Annotated in this window: 16 protein-coding genes and 1 tRNA gene; 6 read left to right on the top strand and 11 right to left on the bottom strand. The window is 41.6% G+C overall.

The features are described 5' to 3' along the window. Nucleotides 1-212: 212 nt before the first annotated feature. The 4 genes from G4D82_RS09265 to G4D82_RS09250 all read right to left on the bottom strand — a co-directional run bounded on the left by G4D82_RS09265 (nucleotide 213) and on the right by G4D82_RS09250 (nucleotide 3,063). Nucleotides 213-353, bottom strand: coding sequence for an SsrA-binding protein (locus G4D82_RS09265; RefSeq protein ID WP_166337053.1), 141 nt, complete (start codon nucleotides 351-353; stop codon nucleotides 213-215). A 110-nt stretch (nucleotides 354-463) separates the two neighbouring features. Further along, nucleotides 464-2,194, bottom strand: coding sequence for a M56 family metallopeptidase (locus G4D82_RS09260; protein WP_166336911.1), 1,731 nt, complete (start codon nucleotides 2,192-2,194; stop codon nucleotides 464-466). A gap of 4 nt (nucleotides 2,195-2,198) precedes the next feature. Beyond that, nucleotides 2,199-2,567, bottom strand: coding sequence for a BlaI/MecI/CopY family transcriptional regulator (locus tag G4D82_RS09255; protein WP_166336909.1), 369 nt, complete (start codon nucleotides 2,565-2,567; stop codon nucleotides 2,199-2,201). Between the two features lie 265 nt (nucleotides 2,568-2,832). After that, nucleotides 2,833-3,063, bottom strand: a complete 231-nt coding sequence (locus G4D82_RS09250; protein WP_166336907.1) for a hypothetical protein — start codon at nucleotides 3,061-3,063, stop codon at nucleotides 2,833-2,835. A 41-nt stretch (nucleotides 3,064-3,104) separates the two neighbouring features. Here G4D82_RS09250 and G4D82_RS09245 point away from each other — a divergent pair, with 41 nt between their 5' ends. After that, a complete protein-coding gene (locus tag G4D82_RS09245) occupies nucleotides 3,105-3,653 on the top strand; it encodes a hypothetical protein (protein ID WP_207788152.1) in 549 nt (182 codons plus the stop codon). Here the strand turns inward: G4D82_RS09245 and G4D82_RS09240 are convergent. Next, on the bottom strand, nucleotides 3,648-4,868 hold the full coding sequence (locus G4D82_RS09240) for an MDR family MFS transporter (protein ID WP_166336905.1): 1,221 nt from the start codon (nucleotides 4,866-4,868) through the stop codon (nucleotides 3,648-3,650). The genes G4D82_RS09245 and G4D82_RS09240 overlap by 6 nt on opposite strands. A 90-nt stretch (nucleotides 4,869-4,958) precedes the next feature. Between G4D82_RS09240 and G4D82_RS09235 the strand changes: the two genes are divergently transcribed. The 4 genes from G4D82_RS09235 (at nucleotide 4,959) to G4D82_RS09220 (ending at nucleotide 7,707) form a co-directional block, all read left to right on the top strand. Next, complete coding sequence (locus G4D82_RS09235) at nucleotides 4,959-5,561, top strand: DUF1684 domain-containing protein (RefSeq protein WP_166336903.1); 603 nt, start codon at nucleotides 4,959-4,961, stop codon at nucleotides 5,559-5,561. Continuing rightward, complete coding sequence (locus G4D82_RS09230; RefSeq protein WP_166336901.1) at nucleotides 5,562-6,221, top strand: TatD family hydrolase; 660 nt, start codon at nucleotides 5,562-5,564, stop codon at nucleotides 6,219-6,221. 4 nt (nucleotides 6,222-6,225) lie between these two features. Then, on the top strand, nucleotides 6,226-6,960 hold the full coding sequence (locus G4D82_RS09225) for a tRNA threonylcarbamoyladenosine dehydratase (RefSeq protein WP_166336899.1): 735 nt from the start codon (nucleotides 6,226-6,228) through the stop codon (nucleotides 6,958-6,960). Between the two features lie 87 nt (nucleotides 6,961-7,047). Then, on the top strand, nucleotides 7,048-7,707 hold the full coding sequence (locus G4D82_RS09220) for an HAD family hydrolase (protein ID WP_166336897.1): 660 nt from the start codon (nucleotides 7,048-7,050) through the stop codon (nucleotides 7,705-7,707). A 22-nt stretch (nucleotides 7,708-7,729) separates the two neighbouring features. On the opposite strand, the gene G4D82_RS09215 is transcribed toward G4D82_RS09220, so the two are convergent. Continuing rightward, entirely contained in the window at nucleotides 7,730-9,019 is a 1,290-nt protein-coding gene (locus tag G4D82_RS09215) for a cryptochrome/photolyase family protein (protein WP_166336895.1), read from the bottom strand. 9 nt (nucleotides 9,020-9,028) lie between these two features. Then, nucleotides 9,029-9,493, bottom strand: coding sequence for an SRPBCC family protein (locus tag G4D82_RS09210; RefSeq protein ID WP_166336893.1), 465 nt, complete (start codon nucleotides 9,491-9,493; stop codon nucleotides 9,029-9,031). 137 nt (nucleotides 9,494-9,630) lie between these two features. Between G4D82_RS09210 and G4D82_RS09205 the strand changes: the two genes are divergently transcribed. Further along, on the top strand, nucleotides 9,631-10,476 hold the full coding sequence (locus G4D82_RS09205) for a DUF2911 domain-containing protein (RefSeq protein ID WP_166336891.1): 846 nt from the start codon (nucleotides 9,631-9,633) through the stop codon (nucleotides 10,474-10,476). A gap of 51 nt (nucleotides 10,477-10,527) precedes the next feature. Here the strand turns inward: G4D82_RS09205 and G4D82_RS09200 are convergent, their stop codons facing one another. The 4 genes from G4D82_RS09200 to G4D82_RS09185 all read right to left on the bottom strand — a co-directional run bounded on the left by G4D82_RS09200 (nucleotide 10,528) and on the right by G4D82_RS09185 (nucleotide 16,842). Beyond that, nucleotides 10,528-12,219 (bottom strand): sodium:solute symporter, encoded by a 1,692-nt coding sequence (locus G4D82_RS09200; protein ID WP_166336889.1) that lies wholly within the window; start codon nucleotides 12,217-12,219, stop codon nucleotides 10,528-10,530. A 108-nt stretch (nucleotides 12,220-12,327) separates the two neighbouring features. Further along, nucleotides 12,328-14,823: a PIG-L family deacetylase gene (locus tag G4D82_RS09195; protein WP_166336887.1), complete on the bottom strand. Its 2,496-nt coding sequence runs from the start codon at nucleotides 14,821-14,823 to the stop codon at nucleotides 12,328-12,330. Between the two features lie 640 nt (nucleotides 14,824-15,463). Next, nucleotides 15,464-15,544: transfer RNA gene (locus tag G4D82_RS09190), tRNA-Tyr, on the bottom strand. Between the two features lie 155 nt (nucleotides 15,545-15,699). Further along, entirely contained in the window at nucleotides 15,700-16,842 is a 1,143-nt protein-coding gene (locus G4D82_RS09185; protein WP_166336885.1) for a TlpA disulfide reductase family protein, read from the bottom strand. Nucleotides 16,843-16,881 lie beyond the last annotated feature (39 nt).

The raw sequence follows: 16,881 nt of genomic DNA, 5'->3' as shown, positions 1-16,881 counted from the left end.
TGAAATTTTAGTGCTGATAAAATGTGCTTCGCGAAAAGCTGAACCGAACAATACCAATAATAAAAACCAAACAAACCACGTAAGAGTATTATAAACAAGCGATTGTGTTTTTCAAGAGAACATCAGACCACGAAACAGTCGCAAATAAAAAAATCCCGAAACACAGTTCATTACCGTTTTTCGAGATTTTGCTCAAGTGGGTTGGTGCGGCGCTAATCCAAAGCCCTTGTGGTCACATAATACCGCCAAGCCATCAAGGCCAACTGCCATTTTTTTGCTTTGCTGACATCGAGGCGCTGTTTGGTGAAACTTGGCAAAAGCAGTTTGTTGATTTTAGCTAGGATTTGAAATATACTTTTCATCTTTCAAAAGTAAGTAATCCTTTTTATAAAGATTGCGCCTTGAAATCTTCTTGAGATTGTTCTCGCCAAGACACCAAGACGCAAAAATGAAATTATTGGTTTTACTTTTTCTTTGATTGCTTCAATTGCGCTTTCTGCATTTCGAGGTCTTTTCTGGCTTGTTCCATTTCTTTTCTGGCGTTTTCCATTTCCTGGCGCGCATCTTCCATATCGCGTCGTGCTTCCTCCATTTGCCTGCGGGCTTCTTCCATTTCGGGTTTTCTTCTTTCCATGTCGCGTTTGGCGCGTTCCATTTGCGGGCGTATTTTCTCGATGTGGATTTTGGCCTTTTTCATTTCTTCAGCGATTTCCTCATCCGTATCATCCGAAGAAAAGTTGAAACTGAAATTCGTATCAGCCAAAGCATCATTTACGATTTTATCGACATCAAGATCCATCGTTTCACCATTTACTGTGATCGATATTTTTCCGTTTTTGTCTTTGATTTTTTTGATGATAATGTGCTTGTCACTTGGTAATTCAGGCGCTTCTGGTGCTTCTGGTGCTTCGGTAGGTTCTACTGCTTCTGGCGGTTCCGGAGCTTCAGGCGCTTCGGCTACAATAGTGTGGATTTCAATATCTTCGCCTTCGTCATCCGAGGTGTGGTTGCCTTTTTTAATAATTCGAATTTGTTTGGCATTTCCAAAACCAATTTGTCCGTTATCGTCTTTAAAGAAACGCATTGGTTTGATGGGTTCGTCGCCGCTGGTTTGCGAAGTACCGCTGTTGCCCGCTTTGTCTTTATAAACTGCTTTGATTCCGGTAATTTCCCCGGCACTGTTTCTTTTTACTTTAGAGAATTTAAGCGTAACACCTTCTGATTTCGCTTTTTCCGAAGCGGCTTTGAGTTCTTGGTCGGTGGTGTTTTTATCGATGGTCACCGATAAACCATCACGATTGAAATTGAAAGGCGCGCCTTGTTTTTCTTGGGCAATCACATTCACTTGAAAATAAAGTAAGAACGCAGCTAATACAGGAACGATTAAGGCATACTTCCACGAATTCCATTTTTTCGATTGATTTTTGTTTAACATAACGATTCGTTTTTTGATTAATGATTGATAAAAAGGATTAGTAATGGCTACACAATTCTGGTGTGTAGTAGCTTTTAACAACGTGATCTGATACGATTTTTTGTCTTCAATTTGTTTTAGGGCTTCATTGTCTGCAATAAATTCCAGGTTTTGCAACATCGCCTTTTTGTACAGCCAAATGAACGGGTTATACCAAAACGCAATACAGAAAATCCGCGCAATCAGCACATCAATCGAATGGCGTTGCTCGCAATGTACTTTTTCATGAGCGAGGATATGGGCCAACTCGGCCTGATCAAACAAATCCGAATTGTAAACGATGTAGTTGAAGTAGGAGAAAGGCGCTACTTTTTCATCCACGTCAATCAATTTGAAATCGGCCTGCTGCGTGATGGTTTTCCCTTTTAACACTGACCTTAGGTTCTTGAAATCGAACAAAAACCGCAACAGTAACACCAACATTCCCAGCGCATATACACCGGCAAAAACCCAATACCAATTGATTTCAAACCCTTGTGGTTCAGCTATGGTCTGCATCGGAATATTCCCTGAATAGGTATACATTTCAGGTTGCGCTTCCACCCAAATGATTTTCTTAAACGTGATTAGCGGCAAAACTACCGAAGTCACTAAACCCGCCAGTAAAAACCACCTGTTGGCGCTGAAGAAAGTTTCCCGGCGCAACAAAAAATGGTATGCCATAAAGAACATTACCAAGAGTCCGCTGGCTTTCAAAAGGTAGAGAAACAAGTTTTCCATACGATTATTTTTTTGGGTTTCCGTTTTCAATCATCGACAGGATCTCGCGCAATTCCTCGGCAGAAATCTTTTCTTCCTGGGCGAAATGCGACACCATATTTTTGTACGAACTATTGAAATAAGTCTCAATCGCGTTGGTCATAAACTTTTTGCGATAATCTTCCTTGCGTACCACCGGATAATATTGGTGCGTGTTCCCGAAAGCGTTGTGCGCCACAAAACCCTTTTCTTCAAGGTTGCGGATAATCGTCGAAAGCGTGTTGTAATGCGGTTGCTCGTCATGAATTTCGGCCATCACTTCCTTCACGAAAGCCTTTTCGAGCTTCCACAAAATGTGCATGATTTCTTCTTCTTTATTGGTCAATTTTTGCATAATCTGTTTTTTTTTAAATAGTTGGGCGTTGCCTGCGGCCGGGCTATCCGTTACAAGTCCTCGTTCGTCCCTCACTCCGGGCTTTTCACTACTATCCCTAACGCAAAAAACCGGAAATTAGGAACAAATTCTCTCTAACAAAAACTCCATCCAAACCTACAACTATATTTTTAGTTATACAACTATAAAATTCGTTATTTAACTAAAATTTAAGGAAGTAATTTGAGGTAAGACAATTGTTTAAATTGAAAATCAAACAGTTAGTTTACTGCTTTTCGATGCCGCCTTTATTGTTGGCCTTGGCAAAATCACTTGATTTCTGTGAATAAGCGGCAAAAGATTTATCACTCGGATTGGTAATGACAGACTTGATAGTAATTTTTTCACCCAAGCTAAAAGCGCTGCTTACTTTTTTGTAATCGAGCAGGTAAGGGCCACAGAAATAGTTTCCGTTTTCATCTTTTTCTATCATTCCGGTGTAAATTCCTTTGGCCATCGTACTTTTGTTTTATTGAAGATTTCAAAGCTACGCTATTTATGGCTTCCAAAATTTATAATCGCCACAATTTCCACCGCCACACTTTTTGTGTGTTCCAAGAAAAGAATCTGCAAGCTATCGAAGGTTTGAAGCCAGACTACCAAAGCCCATCTGGCAGTAGCTATTACTTCACATCAGAAGGTGTTTATCGTTTGTCAAACCATTGGGGCCGTGCGGCCAATTGTAAGTGGCGGTTGCAGAGCTCCAACCATAATAAAGTATCGAGAACGCGCTTGGGCTTTGCACAATGGGAATGGTTTTATCCCGATAACGATACCGAAAAACTCTATTTCATCACCGTCGACGAGAATCAGAACGTCCATTATGCGCACAAAGACAGCAAAGATTTCAAAGCCGAATACCAACTGCGAACTGCGCCAGAAACTGCTAAAATCATCAAAGAAATCAGAAACTTGTTGACCACTGAAGCTTGGGCCAACTATTTCAATCGACCTATTGAGGTGTTGCGTCAGGAAATCATCCTACAACTTATAACGACAAACAAGCCGCTAATCGAAATCAAAAAAAGTCTCAGAAATAGTTTATAGATTTTGCTCGCGCTGCAAGAGTTTCTGCAACCAAATACAACAAACTACCGCTACAATTCCTAGGCAACCCATGAACAACCAATTGGCCTGATAACCAAAATGGCTAATCATTTCCATTCCGGTTTTCGAGCTCGAAATATGCGCCAGCGAAAAACTCATCGTGAACAGTGCCATGTATCTGCCTTCGTGGCCTTTGGGTGCACGGCTCATTGCGAACGAATTCGAAAACGGAAAAATGAACATCTCGCCAAAAGTAATGAAAACAATGCTGACCAATAAAATTCCGGCCCAACTATCAAATAGCAAAGTGAAGAAACTCAGCGACATCATCAGCGAGCCCCAAAGAATGATTTGCAATCGCGGTACTAGCTTGCGCTCGAAAATGGTTACAATCGGCATCTCGAGAAAGAAAATCAGCAAACCGTTGAGCGTCATGATCAGTCCGGTCTGGAATTCGGTCAAGCCAAACTGCTCGTGATGGTACAGCGGCAAAGTCGTGAAAATCTGGAAGAATATCATCGAAGTCGCGAAACAAACAAACAGGAAAATCCAGAAAATCTTGTCTTTGAAAACCGAGTCCGGAACGGTTTGATTGGCTGTGTTGGTGGTGTCATCTTTCGGTTTTTTCTTTTCCTTGACCAACAAAGCAAAAATCAGAATCGACAAGATACAAGTCGCGCCATCGGCCCAAAATAAACCTTTATAACCGATGCCCATAATAATTAATCCGCCGAGTGCCGGGCCAGCAGCAAAGCCTAAGTTCACGGCAAGCCTTACCAAAGTGAGCGCTCGGGTTCTGTTTTCCGGTTTGGCATAAGCAGTCAGTGACACAAACATGGCCGGTCGGAACATATCGGCAATCACCATGATTAAAAACATGCCGATACACAAACCCCAAAATGAAGTGATGAATTGCAACACGAAAAAGGCCAATCCGCTGGTAAACAAGCTGAACACCATGATGCGGTAAAACCCAATTTTATCTGTAAGTTTCCCGCCGAGCCACGAACCCAGCATCGAGCCCAAACCAAAGCAAACCATCACCCAACCGACTTGGCTGTAGCTAAAGCCCAAATCTTCTTTGAGGTATTTCGATAAAAACGGCAGCACCATCGTACCGGCGCGGTTGATAAAGGTAATCATCGCCAGGATCCAGACCTCGCGGCGAAATCCTCTGAAATTATCGATATACTTTTGGGAAGCTTTTTTAATCATAGCGTTTCGAACGCCGTAAAGGTAAAACTTTGTGACGAGTGCGGTAGACCACCAATGAACTTTTACCTTATTTTTGTGGAAAAATTAACAATGAGAAAATCCATCACGGTGATTTTGATGTGGCTTGCTTTTGGCGCAATGGCCCAACCCAAATGGACGGTGGCCGATGCCGAAGCCGCACAGAAAAAACTCAACCAGGAATATGCCGATCCGAAAGAAAGCCCGCTCACCGAAGAAGATTTAAAGCAGTTCAAAGGATTAGATTTCTATCCGATTGCTCAGAAATATGCGGTACTAGCGCAATTTGTCAAGGCCCAAAACGAGAAACCGTTCAAAATGAAAACTTCCACGACGCGGCTTCCGGAGTATGTCAAGTACGGCGAATTGCATTTCGAGCTCGACGGTAAGAAACTAAAACTCAATGTATATCAGAACGTCGAACTGGCTAAAAAACCGGGCTATGAAGATTATCTTTTCCTGCCTTTTTCTGATCTGACTTGTGGTAAGGAAAGTTATATCGGCGGGCGTTATATCGATATGCGTTTCCCGAAATCTGATACGGTTTTAATTGATTTCAACACGGCTTATAATCCGTATTGCGCCTACAATCATAAGTACTCGTGTCCGATTGTACCGCTCGAAAACGACTTAGGTGTAGCCATTTTGGCGGGCGTCAAAAAGTTTCACGACTAGATGGATTACCTCAATTTACATACGCACCAATTCACCGACCGTCATGATATTCTGGAAATCGTGAACCAGTATCCACATGAGTTCGACGCTGTGATTCCGCATTATTCGATCGGAATCCATCCGTGGTATATCGTTGAAAGCCGTTTGGAAGAAGATTTTAAAATTCTGGAAAGCAAACTCGAACTAGAAAATTGCTTAGCTGTCGGCGAGTGCGGACTCGACAAACGCATCGAAACTCCGTTTCAGTTACAAACAGTAGTTTTTGAAAAACAATTGCATTTGGCCGAGCAATACCAAAAGCCGGTAATATTGCATTGCGTGGCCGCGTTTCAAGAAGTCATCGAAACTAAAAAGAGATTGCAGATTTCCGTTCCGATGGTCATTCATGGATTTTCAAAAAATAGCGAAACCGCAAAACAGTTGCTCGATAACGGTTTTTACATTTCGTTCGGGAAATATTTGCTTAGAAATTCAGAATTGGAAACCGTTTTTACAAGTGTGCCGAACGACCGTTTTTTCCTTGAAACCGATACGGTCGAAGAAAGCATCCGAGAGGTTTATGGGCTCGCCGCAAAATACAAAAACATGGAAATCGAATTGTTGAAACAAACGGTTCGCAGTAATTTTAATCAAGTATTCAAATCAAAAATCAATTTATAATCACATGGCAGCATGGACAGAAAGGGCAGAATTGCTCTTTAAAAAAGAAGGTTTAGACCGATTAAAAAACGCCAACGTCTTGATTGTAGGAGTAGGCGGCGTTGGCTCGTTTGCAGCCGAATTCATCGCACGCGCCGGTGTCGGAAAAATGACCATTGTTGATGGCGATGTGGTCGATATCACGAACATCAACCGTCAATTACCGGCCTTGCATTCTACGGTCGGGAAACCCAAAATCGATATTGTGGGTGACCGTTTGCTCGACATCAACCCCGAATTGCAACTCACCCGAATCAAAGAATTTCTTTCACCCGAACGCGCTTTTGAACTTGTTTCGCCCGAGTACGATTACGTGATGGATTGCATCGACAGCCTCACGCCGAAACTCAATTTGATTATCGCGGCCAAACGCAAAAGAGTAAAAATTATCTCCAGTATGGGCGCCGGAGGAAAAATGGAAGCCAGCAAGGTCAAAGTCGCCAATATTGGCAACACCCAAAATTGTTTTATGGCCAAAGCGATGAAAAAGAAACTGCGCGCGGTGAAAATCGATAAACTCAAAGTGGTTTTTTCCTCAGAAATCCAAGACGAATCAAGTCTGAGAATGACCGACGGTTCGAACTTCAAAAAGTCGTTTTACGGCACCAACAGTTATATGCCGGCCTTGTTCGGATTGCACGCTGCGGAAGCCGTAATCCGTTATTTACTCAAACCAAAGACCGAGGAATCTAATGACTAACCATCTAAGGCACTTATTCCGCTGCGCTCCATACAATTCGCATCGCAAAACTCGCTCGGGTCAGTCACTCCAAATTCAAATATCCTTATGATTAAGACAGTCATTTTCGATATGGACGGCGTTATTGTCGATACCGAACCGGTGCATCATTTCGCCTACAACCAGCATTTCAAGGAACTTCAAATTGAGGTTTCCCCAGAATTGTATGCTTCCTTTACAGGCAACTCCACCAAGAACATCTATGAAAAACTCAAGGAATTGTACCAATTGGAGGATGAAGTTTTGCATCTTGTCGAAACCAAGCGCAACTTGTTCAACGACGCGTTCGATGCCAAAGAAGATTTGTATTTGCTCGACGGCGTAGCAGCGCTCATCAAAGAACTTCACGAAAAAGGCATGCAACTGGTTTTGGCTTCTTCATCGGCTCGCGTCACTATCGAAAGGATTTTCAATAGGTTCAAACTGCATCAATATTTCTCGCATATTGTTTCGGGCGAAGATTTTCCGAGGTCTAAACCGCATCCGGCCATTTTTGAAGAAGCGGCCCGGCTTTCACAAACTCCTGTCGAAAACTGCATCGTGATCGAAGACAGCACCAACGGTATCAAAGCTGCGAATGCCGCCGGGATTTATTGTGTGGCATATGTGAGCGTGAATTCCAAACTGCAAGATTTGTCTTTGGCCGACCGTGTGATTCATCATTTTGACGAACTGAATTTTGAAGTGATAAGAAAGATGGGCAGGTGAGTTTCCCTAATTTAAAGAGGAGTCACGCCACAGCTTCTTTGTAAACTTTCAAGCAACGTTCCCGTGCGAACTTATGCTCGACAATCGGTTCCGGATAATGCGAAGTTTCAAGTTCAGGAACCCATTTCTTGATGTATTTCAAATCTTTGTCAAACTTCTTGATTTGCTCGGTCGGGTTGAAAATCCTGAAATACGGCGCAGCATCTACACCGCTTCCGGCTGCCCATTGCCAGTTGCCGATATTGCTGGCTTGTTCGTAATCGAGCAGTTTAAGTGCAAAGTAAGCTTCGCCCCATCGCCAATCGATTAGCAAATGTTTGCAAAGGAAACTCGCCACAATCATCCGCACTCGGTTGTGCATATAACCTGTCGCATTGAGCTGCCGCATGCCCGCATCTACAAACGGATAACCGGTTTGACCTTTACACCACTTCTTGAAATCGGCTTCGTTGTTGTTCCATTGAATGGCGTCATATTTCGGGCGGAAACTTCGGGTAACGGTCTGCGGGAAATGCCATAGAATCTGCATGAAGAATTCCCGCCAAATGAGTTCGTTCCAGAAGGTTTCGTTTTTCTGGGCCATGGCTTTCTCCACGATTTTCCGAATGCTCACCGAACCAAAACGCAAATGTACGCTCAGGTAAGAAGTTTTGTCTTGCGCCGGAAAGTTCCGGGTGGCTTCATAGTTTCGAATCAGATTTTCGGAAACGTCGTAAGGCATCACTTTAATTTGCGATTTCTCAAAACCAATGTCATTCAAACTTAAAAAAGGGTAGGTGTGCGCTTGAATGTGCCGAAGTAAAGTCTCCGAAGGATAAGATTCGAGCTTCGTTTTTTTGAAGTTCTCTTTCCATTTTCTGGAGTAAGGCGTGTAAACCACATAAGGCAAGCCATCGTCTTTAATCACTTCGTTTTTCTCGAAAATCACTTGGTCTTTGAAGCTTTTGAACTCGATATTCTTTGATTGCAAAAACTCGTAAACCGCTTTGTCGCGCTGCCTTGCATAAGGTTCGTAATCGCGGTTGGCGTATAAAGCTTCTACTTGGTTTTCGGCGACTAATTTTTTAAAAATCTCCAAAGGTTCACCATAAAATACCGCCAAAGATTTACCAACCGCTTGCAGTTCCGATTGAATTCCCGAGAGCAATTCCTGAATAAACCCGACACGGGCATCACTTTTAGGCAATTGTTCCAAAATTTTGGAGTCGAAAATGAAAATCGGCAAAACAGCCTGATTGTTCTTCAAAGCTTCGAATAAGCCTTTATTGTCTGCCAGTCTTAGATCGCGTCGGAACCAGAATATTGTTGTCATTACTAGAATTTATTGCCAGTTACCAAAAAGTTCAATCAGTTTTTTACGACGGAATTCAAAAATTTCATCGAGTTTTTTCTGCACCAAAAACGGATGCACGAGTTGGCCAATAGCACCCATCGGTAATTTGTAGTCAATAATGTCTTCCATGGCTACTCCGCCAGGAATATCTTTTAAGAAATGTTTGTGGTGCCAGAACGAATAAGGACCGTAGCGTTGTTCATCCACGAAGTATTCACCGGGAATTACATGGGAAATTTCAGTTACCCAAGGCATTTTTATTCCTAAAAGTGGGGTTACAGTATATTGAATGATTTGTCCGGGAAATATTTTTCTGTCTGCGCCGGAAACTATCTCAAAGCCCATATAATCTGGAGTAATTGTTTTTAAGTTTTTAGGATCAGATAGAAATTCCCAAGCTTGTTCACGGCTGATGGGCAGATTTTGAACACAAGATTTGGTGTAAACTTTCATAATTGCAATTTGACTGTAAATATAATGTTTAATCTTTTGTTTTATAAGTTAAACAAAAAATATTTTCAATTAAGGAATCCTTAACAGAATTGCGGGTTCGAATCCTTACTTTTGAAGAAACTAAAACACAAAACCCTATGAAGAAAATTATTTTAGCCTTGGTAGTCGCTTGCACTGCCTTGAATGTTTCGGCCCAAGTGAAAACGCCTGCGCCAAGCCCGAAATCTACTTTGACGCAAATGGTCGGGCTTACTGAAGTAACCGTTGAATATTCTCGTCCGAGTAAAAAGGGAAGAACCGTTTTCGGAGACTTAGTGCCTTACGGAAAACTCTGGCGTACCGGTGCCAACCAAAACACCATGGTCACTTTTTCTGATGACGTAGTAATTAACGGGCAAACGCTCAAAAAAGGAAAATACGCCTTGTTTACTACACCCAAAGTCGATATGTGGGAAGTGATCTTCTACACCGACACCGACAACTGGGGAACACCAGAGAATTGGAATGTCAACAAAGTAGCACTTTCTACAAATGTTGATGCCAAAATGTTGAACAACGTTGTTGAAACACTAACCATCGGAGTGAACGGATTAGACAATAATTTCGGTTATTTAGAATTGTCTTGGGATAAAACCCTTGTATCGCTCAAGTTTGAAGTGCCAACACAGAAAACGGCCATGGCCAGTATTGAAAAAGTAATGGCCGGTCCGACTTCAGGGGATTATTTTGCTTCAGCCCAGTATTTCTATCAGTCAAACGGCGATTTGAACAAAGCTTTGGAATATGTCAACAAAGCCATTGACATGAACAAAGACAAACCGTTTTGGTACACGCGCCAAAAGTCTTTGATACAAGCTAAATTAGGAGATAAAAAAGGTGCTATAGAAACCGCAAAAATTTCCTTAGCCGCTGCTACTGCTGCCAAAAACGACGATTACGTAAAAATGAATAACGACAGTATTGCCGAGTGGAGCAAGAAATAATCCATCATTTTGAACTCTTAAGAATCCGTTTCCTAACCGAAGCGGATTTTTTTATTCCTGAATTTCTTTCTTACCAAAACTGATTTGTAAAATCATCGAAAGACAAACCGTGAGCAGTGCGCCGATGAAATTGAGCCAGAGAAAACTCACAATATCCAGATAATAGATATAAAAAATCAACAATTGGCTCACGACCGCACCCCAAAAAATAGCTTTGGCTTGCACAAATTTGATGTAAAAACCAACCAAGAAAATCCCGAGCACAGTGCCATAAAAAATAGAACCGACGATATTCACGAGTTGGATCAGGTTTTCAAAAAGTGTTCCGACACAAGCAAACAAAATTGCAATCACACCCCAAAGTAAAGTGAAGAATTGTGTCGCGTTGACGAAGTGTTTTTCGGTTTTTCCTGGGCCGACATTGCGTTTGTAAATATCAATTGCTGTGGTCGAAGCTAAGGCGTTAAGCCCTGAAGCTGTTGATGACATCGCTGCCGATAAAATCACCGCGAGCAACAATCCGATCAAACCTTTGGGCAGATAATTCAAGATGAAATGGATAAACACATAATCTTTGTCGTTGGTTTCGGCCTTTGGGTCGGCCTTGGCAATGACTTCACGCGCTTGGTCTCTTAAATCGTTTTCTTTGCTTGAAATCGCGACGAGTTCTTTGCGTAAAATCGGGTTGTCGTAGTTTTGGTTTAAGTGATCGATGTAAATCAGGTTGATTTCTTTTTTCTCTTCCGATAATTTGCTGAGTTTGTTTTCAATGGCTTCGTACTCGGCTTTGTAAGGAGAATTTTCAACGACGATGCGATTGTTCGGATTGAAATTCAGCGGCACCGGATTGAACTGAAAAAACACAAAAACCATCACGCCAATGAGCAGGATAAAAAACTGCATCGGCACTTTCAAGAATCCGTTCATGATTAAGCCCATTTGGCTTTCCCGAATCGATTTGCCCGAAAGATACCGCCCTACTTGAGATTGATCGGTTCCGAAATACGAAAGCGCCAAAAAGAAACCTCCGGTGATTCCGCTCCAGAAGGTGTAACGTGTTTCCGGGTCGATCGAGAAATCTACAATATCCATTTTATGGTTGGCACCTGCTATGTGCAAGGCGTTACTAAAAGTCATGTCGTTGGGCAACAAGTGCAAAATCAGAAAAAATGTCGCAAACATTCCGGTCATGATAACGAACATCTGCTGTTTCTGCGTCACGTTCACGGCTTTAGTTCCGCCGGCAAAAGTGTAAATAATCACCAGTACACCGATGACGATGTTCATGATAGTCAGGTTCCAACCCAATAAAGCAGATAAAATAATGGCAGGGGCGTAAATGGTCAGACCAGTTCCGAGGCCGCGCTGAATCAGAAATAAAATAGAAGCCAACGATCTGGTTTTTAAGTCAAAACGTTCCTCCAAATACTCATAAGCCGTAAAAACTTTGAGCCTGTGATAAATCGGAATGAACGTAAAAGAAATCACGACCATCGCCAGTGGCAAACCGAAGTAAAATTGCACGAAACCCATACCGTCGTGATAAGCTTGTCCGGGTGTAGACAAAAAAGTAATCGCGCTGGCTTGTGTTGCCATCACCGAAAGCCCAACCACATACCAAGGCGTTTGGTTGTTGCCCAAAATATAATCTTCTACATTCTGGCTGCCTTTGGTTTTCCAGACGCCGTAGAACACGATAAAGAGTAAGGTGGCCGAAAGTACAATCCAATCTAACTGTTGCATACTAAGAGAAAATAAGCATGATTAAACAAAAAAGCAGGATGTAGATGGCGTTGGCAACCAAAACCCAAGTGTAACTTTTTTTCCAACTGCTGCGTGTGTTCATAACGGTTATTTTAATGAAATCAGATTGGCCATCAAACGGTAAGCGCCAGAAACGCCTTCGGGCAATTCCCTAAAAAAGCTCAAACCGGTGTAAATATAATGGCCTTTTCCGTGTTTAGCGATCAAGATAGCGCCTTTTTTGGGCGTTTCACCTTTGTCATTGGCAGCAATTATTGGGGTGAAAGCTGCGTCCCATTCGCTCGGATAATACAAACCTTGCTCTTGTTTCCAGCCTTCAAAATCTTTGGACGTGATTTTATTTGGGATGTTCAACACAGCATGTTCCGGCGCTAAAAAAGTCACTGGGGCGTTCTCCTCGGTGACCCTGTCGCGCGAAATTTTCATCGGGTAAGGCGCTATGTTCGGTGTAACGAAATCGTCTAAGGTGTTGTATTGTGCAATCATTGTGTGTCCTGCCTTAACGAAATCGAACAAAATTTGCTGTTTGAAAGCCAACGCTTGAATGGTGTTATAGGCACGGATTCCTGTCATGACCACATTGAAATTCTGTAATTTTTCGGCCGTGATTTCTTCAGGTTTGATGATCGATACTTCGTAACCCATCTCACTTAGGAATTTCGGAATTTCGTCGCCGGCGCCCATGATGTATGCGATTTTTTCCTTTCCGGTTTTGATGTCGAGTTTGAGGAATTTCGCCTCGGAAGTTTTCAGTACTTGCTGTTTGGCAATATGCTCGTAACCGATGCTGAATTGTTCTTTGTCAAAGCGTTTTCCGTCAACGGTGGCAATACATTTGACTGAAATTTCGTCTGCATTTTTGGGCACACCAACTTCAAAAGTAACGGTCTTTTCTTCGCCTTTCAATGCCAATTCAAACGGAATGGATGCTGGGGAATGTTTCCAGTTGTCAGGCATTTCGAGTTGTACTTCGCCTTTGACTTTGTCTTTTCCAGCCTTGATTTTTATTGCTATAGTTTTGGTTTTGCCGTCGTTGAACAAAACTACTTTATTGCTGATCGAAGTAGTAACATCGGGCACAATATCGAGCGGTTGATATACTTCGCCCCTCACGTCGTCATTCATCTTATAAATTACTTCGCGCTCAAACGGAATCACCACTTCGCCGATTTGAATGTTGAAAATCACTTTAACCTCACGAATAATATCAGCAAGGCCAATCTTGTTCTGATCGTTCACACGGTACATGCCAACAGTTCCATTCTCGATGAGCCAATACGGTTGCGTATAATTGAGATTCGCACCCAAAGGAATTTCAGTGGTCAAACTTTGTGAAATATTTGGTTTTAAGTTAATGGATTTTTGTTCAGTTTGGCTTTCCGGAAATGTACTGAAACTAAGCAGTTGCATCGGAATTGGGCTGCGATTAATAGCTTCGATTTTCAAAGAGAGTTTGTTGCCTATAGTTATTTCCTGATCTTTGGCCACGGCTTCGAGGTACAATCCGGCGCAATGGGCAATAATTTTCTTGATTTCTTCGGATTTGATGTTTTTCCAGTACGCATCATCAAGTTTCATAATCATTGCATAAGCCCTAACCAAATCGGGAATACTCGCTGATGGGTTTTTGAAGTCGAAATTTCTCTCTACTAAGGCAAGTAGTTCGCCAATTGGTTTTCCTCCATTCACCCGATTCCAGCTGGTATCAATGCCTTCAAATAAGTTGGTTTTGTCTTTCGGAGCGTCGCCTTTGAGAAATTCTAGGTATTCCATTTCTTCTCCGCGCGTGCCGGTGCTGCCAAAGCCTTGCGATTGGTGACGGCTTCTGGAGAGTGCAGCAATTTCTTGGTTGGATTTTCCTAAAGATGGATAATAAACCCCAATGCTCAATTCAGTCAAGTTGGATTTGTCGGCTTTTTCAAATTTTTCTTTGCTGCCGTAGAACCACCAAGATGTATTGAAGTAAATCCGTTTGGGTTGCCAAGGCTCTACTAAAGAAAGTTGGCTAGGATAAACACTACGGTCGTTGGTTTTCTCAAAAGCTTCTAAACTCAGCATGGCCGAAGAAGTGTGGTGTCCGTGCGTAGTTCCCGGAGAACGCGCATCAAAACGATTGATGATTACATCTGGGCGGAATTTTCGAATCACGTAAACCACATCGCTAAGCACTTCATCTTTATTCCAAATCGATAAGGTTTCATCCGGGTTTTTAGAAAAGCCAAAGTCGTTGGCGCGTGAAAAAAATTGCAAACCGCCGTCTATTTTTCTGGCTTCAATGAGTTCTTGCGTGCGAATGACTCCAAGCAATTCGCGAAGTTCTGGGCCGATAAGGTTTTGTCCGCCATCGCCTCGAGTTAATGACAAATAACCGGTTCTGGCTTTTTTCTCATTAGATAAATAAGAAATAAGTCTTGTGTTTTCGTCGTCAGGATGTGCCGCAATATAAAGCACCGAACCCAAAAAATTCAATTTCTGGATTTGTTGGTGAATCGCTACTGCATCGGGTTTGGATGGTTGTTGTGCTAAGGTTTTAGCACCGAATAAAAGAAAGGAAACAAGTGTCGTAAAGTAAAGCTTTTGCATAGAAAATCCTGTATTGGCAATAGCTCCAAAAGTAACAATTAAATATAGTGGACTTCAGGATTTAATTTGACTTTAACATTTGATTTTAGACAGATTGTGATTCGATTTGCATTCTTGAATTGATATAAATTTAAGATATGCGTTAAGCTAGTTTTAGGCTGAAATTCTGGTAGATTTCCTAATTGGTTTTTGTTGAAGATTTATTTTAGTATGCAGGATTATTTTTCAAATGATCCTTTTTAAGGGAAACCTTGTACAAGCATTTAAAACAAAAAACCATCAAGCCTAGGTTTGCTGAAATTTTACAAGGTTTCCTAATTGGTTTTTGTTGAAGATTTATTCTAGTATGCAGGATTATTTTTCAAATGATCCTTTTTTAAGGGTGGCTCCTTACTCAAGCATTTAAAACAAAAAAAACATCAAGCGGGTTTTTACAAAAATTCAGTAGCAGGATTATTTCATGATCCGTAAGGGTGGCCCCTTACTCAAGCATTTAAAACAAAAAAAACATCAAGCGGGTTTTTACAAAAATTCAGTAGCAGGATTATTTCATGATCCGTAAGGGTGGCCCCTTACTCAAGCATTTAAAACAAAAAAAACCATCAAGCGAGTTTGTGGTTTTTTCTTTTTTAAATACTTGTGGGGAGAGCAGGATTCGAACCTGCGAAGGTCTCCCAGCAGATTTACAGTCTGCCCTCGTTGGCCGCTTGAGTATCTCCCCTTGCTTAAAAAGCGCTTGCAAATATAGAAACTGTTTTGGTGTTTGCAAATTAATCTTTCACTTAAATCTAAACTAATTTTTAATGAGTTGAGATTGAAGAGCATAAAAAAATCCCCGCTTGGAGATTTCTCTATTAATGATAAAGCTAGTTCTAATTATTTCAACAAAGAAGCTACTTTGGCTTTGAGTTCAGCGCCCCGTAAATCTTTGGCGATTACTTTTCCGGAACCGTCAAGAATATATGTCGATGGTATCAATTGAATGCCATAAGTATTAGCAATCGGATCTTCGAAGTTTTTTAAGTTAGAAACGTGTGTCCAGGTTAGCCCATCCTTGGCAATAGCTTCTTTCCATTTAGAGGCTTCATCGTCTAGCGAAACACCAACGATATTCAAACCTTTTGCATGGAATTCTTTGTAGAGCGCCACCATATTTGGGTTTTCGGCACGGCACGGTTTGCACCATGAAGCCCAAAAATCAACGATAGTTACTTTGCCTAGGTTTTGCTTTAGTGATGTTTTTTTTCCATCAGGTGTTGGTGCTGTAAAATCAGGAGCTGTGGCACCAATTTTAATCTCGGCTACAGGCGCTGTGGGTTTGTTGATTTTATCAAGATTTTCTTTGACTTTCTTGCCATGCTTTGTTTTTTTGATTGATTCATCCAAACCGTTGTACATTTTGGTGATCTTATTGAAATCAGGAGCCATTTGGTTGAACATGCCTTCGATAATCAAAATTGAAATATACGCTTTTGGGTGTGAAGCAACATAGGCATCAGACTGCTTTACAAATTCTTCTTGAAACTTGCTGTATTCTTTCTTTAAACTATTCATTAAAACCGTATCATTGGTTTTATTGGCTTGCATCATTTTGGTGTTATTGTCTTTCTGGAATTTGATCATCTTTTTCTGCACCGCAATACCTTTCTGCTTGTAATTGTCTAGTTCCTCGTTATTATAGGTTCCAGTAACTTTTGCTAGACTGAGGCTGTCTTTGTCGATAGTCATTTCGATTTCACCATTTTCAAGGATGAAAGGTACCTTGCCATTGACTGACTCAATGCTCACCAAATAGATTTCGGGTTCTTTGGCCGATCCGGTAAAGGTGAATTTGCCGTCTTTCATTTTCACGGTATCTACTGGTTTTAAGCCACCGTTGTCGTCTTGAACTTCCAAAATCACTGATTTTCCGTCTGCAATTCCTTTGATGTTTCCTGTGACGATGTATTCATTTTCAGCAGCCTTGTTACAAGAAGCCATTGCAGCAAGTGCAGCCATTCCTAAGAGAAATTTTTTCATTCTGATGTAAGAGTTTTAAATTGAGTGGGCAAAAGTATT

It is taken from the genome of Flavobacterium lotistagni, from assembly GCF_011392125.1.
Lineage (GTDB): Bacteria > Bacteroidota > Bacteroidia > Flavobacteriales > Flavobacteriaceae > Flavobacterium > Flavobacterium lotistagni.
This window is presented reverse-complemented; position numbering and strand designations above follow the sequence as displayed.

Coding starts and splice junctions, on each gene's coding strand:
- G4D82_RS09260 (WP_166336911.1), bottom strand. CDS start 2,194: ATGGAAAACTTGTTTCTCTACCTTTTGAAAGCCAGCGGACTCTTGGTA.
- G4D82_RS09255 (WP_166336909.1), bottom strand. CDS start 2,567: ATGCAAAAATTGACCAATAAAGAAGAAGAAATCATGCACATTTTGTGG.
- G4D82_RS09250 (WP_166336907.1), bottom strand. CDS start 3,063: ATGGCCAAAGGAATTTACACCGGAATGATAGAAAAAGATGAAAACGGA.
- G4D82_RS09245 (WP_207788152.1), top strand. CDS start 3,105: ATGGCTTCCAAAATTTATAATCGCCACAATTTCCACCGCCACACTTTT.
- G4D82_RS09240 (WP_166336905.1), bottom strand. CDS start 4,868: ATGATTAAAAAAGCTTCCCAAAAGTATATCGATAATTTCAGAGGATTT.
- G4D82_RS09235 (WP_166336903.1), top strand. CDS start 4,959: ATGAGAAAATCCATCACGGTGATTTTGATGTGGCTTGCTTTTGGCGCA.
- G4D82_RS09230 (WP_166336901.1), top strand. CDS start 5,562: ATGGATTACCTCAATTTACATACGCACCAATTCACCGACCGTCATGAT.
- G4D82_RS09225 (WP_166336899.1), top strand. CDS start 6,226: ATGGCAGCATGGACAGAAAGGGCAGAATTGCTCTTTAAAAAAGAAGGT.
- G4D82_RS09220 (WP_166336897.1), top strand. CDS start 7,048: ATGATTAAGACAGTCATTTTCGATATGGACGGCGTTATTGTCGATACC.
- G4D82_RS09215 (WP_166336895.1), bottom strand. CDS start 9,019: ATGACAACAATATTCTGGTTCCGACGCGATCTAAGACTGGCAGACAAT.
- G4D82_RS09210 (WP_166336893.1), bottom strand. CDS start 9,493: ATGAAAGTTTACACCAAATCTTGTGTTCAAAATCTGCCCATCAGCCGT.
- G4D82_RS09205 (WP_166336891.1), top strand. CDS start 9,631: ATGAAGAAAATTATTTTAGCCTTGGTAGTCGCTTGCACTGCCTTGAAT.
- G4D82_RS09200 (WP_166336889.1), bottom strand. CDS start 12,219: ATGCAACAGTTAGATTGGATTGTACTTTCGGCCACCTTACTCTTTATC.
- G4D82_RS09195 (WP_166336887.1), bottom strand. CDS start 14,823: ATGCAAAAGCTTTACTTTACGACACTTGTTTCCTTTCTTTTATTCGGT.
- G4D82_RS09185 (WP_166336885.1), bottom strand. CDS start 16,842: ATGAAAAAATTTCTCTTAGGAATGGCTGCACTTGCTGCAATGGCTTCT.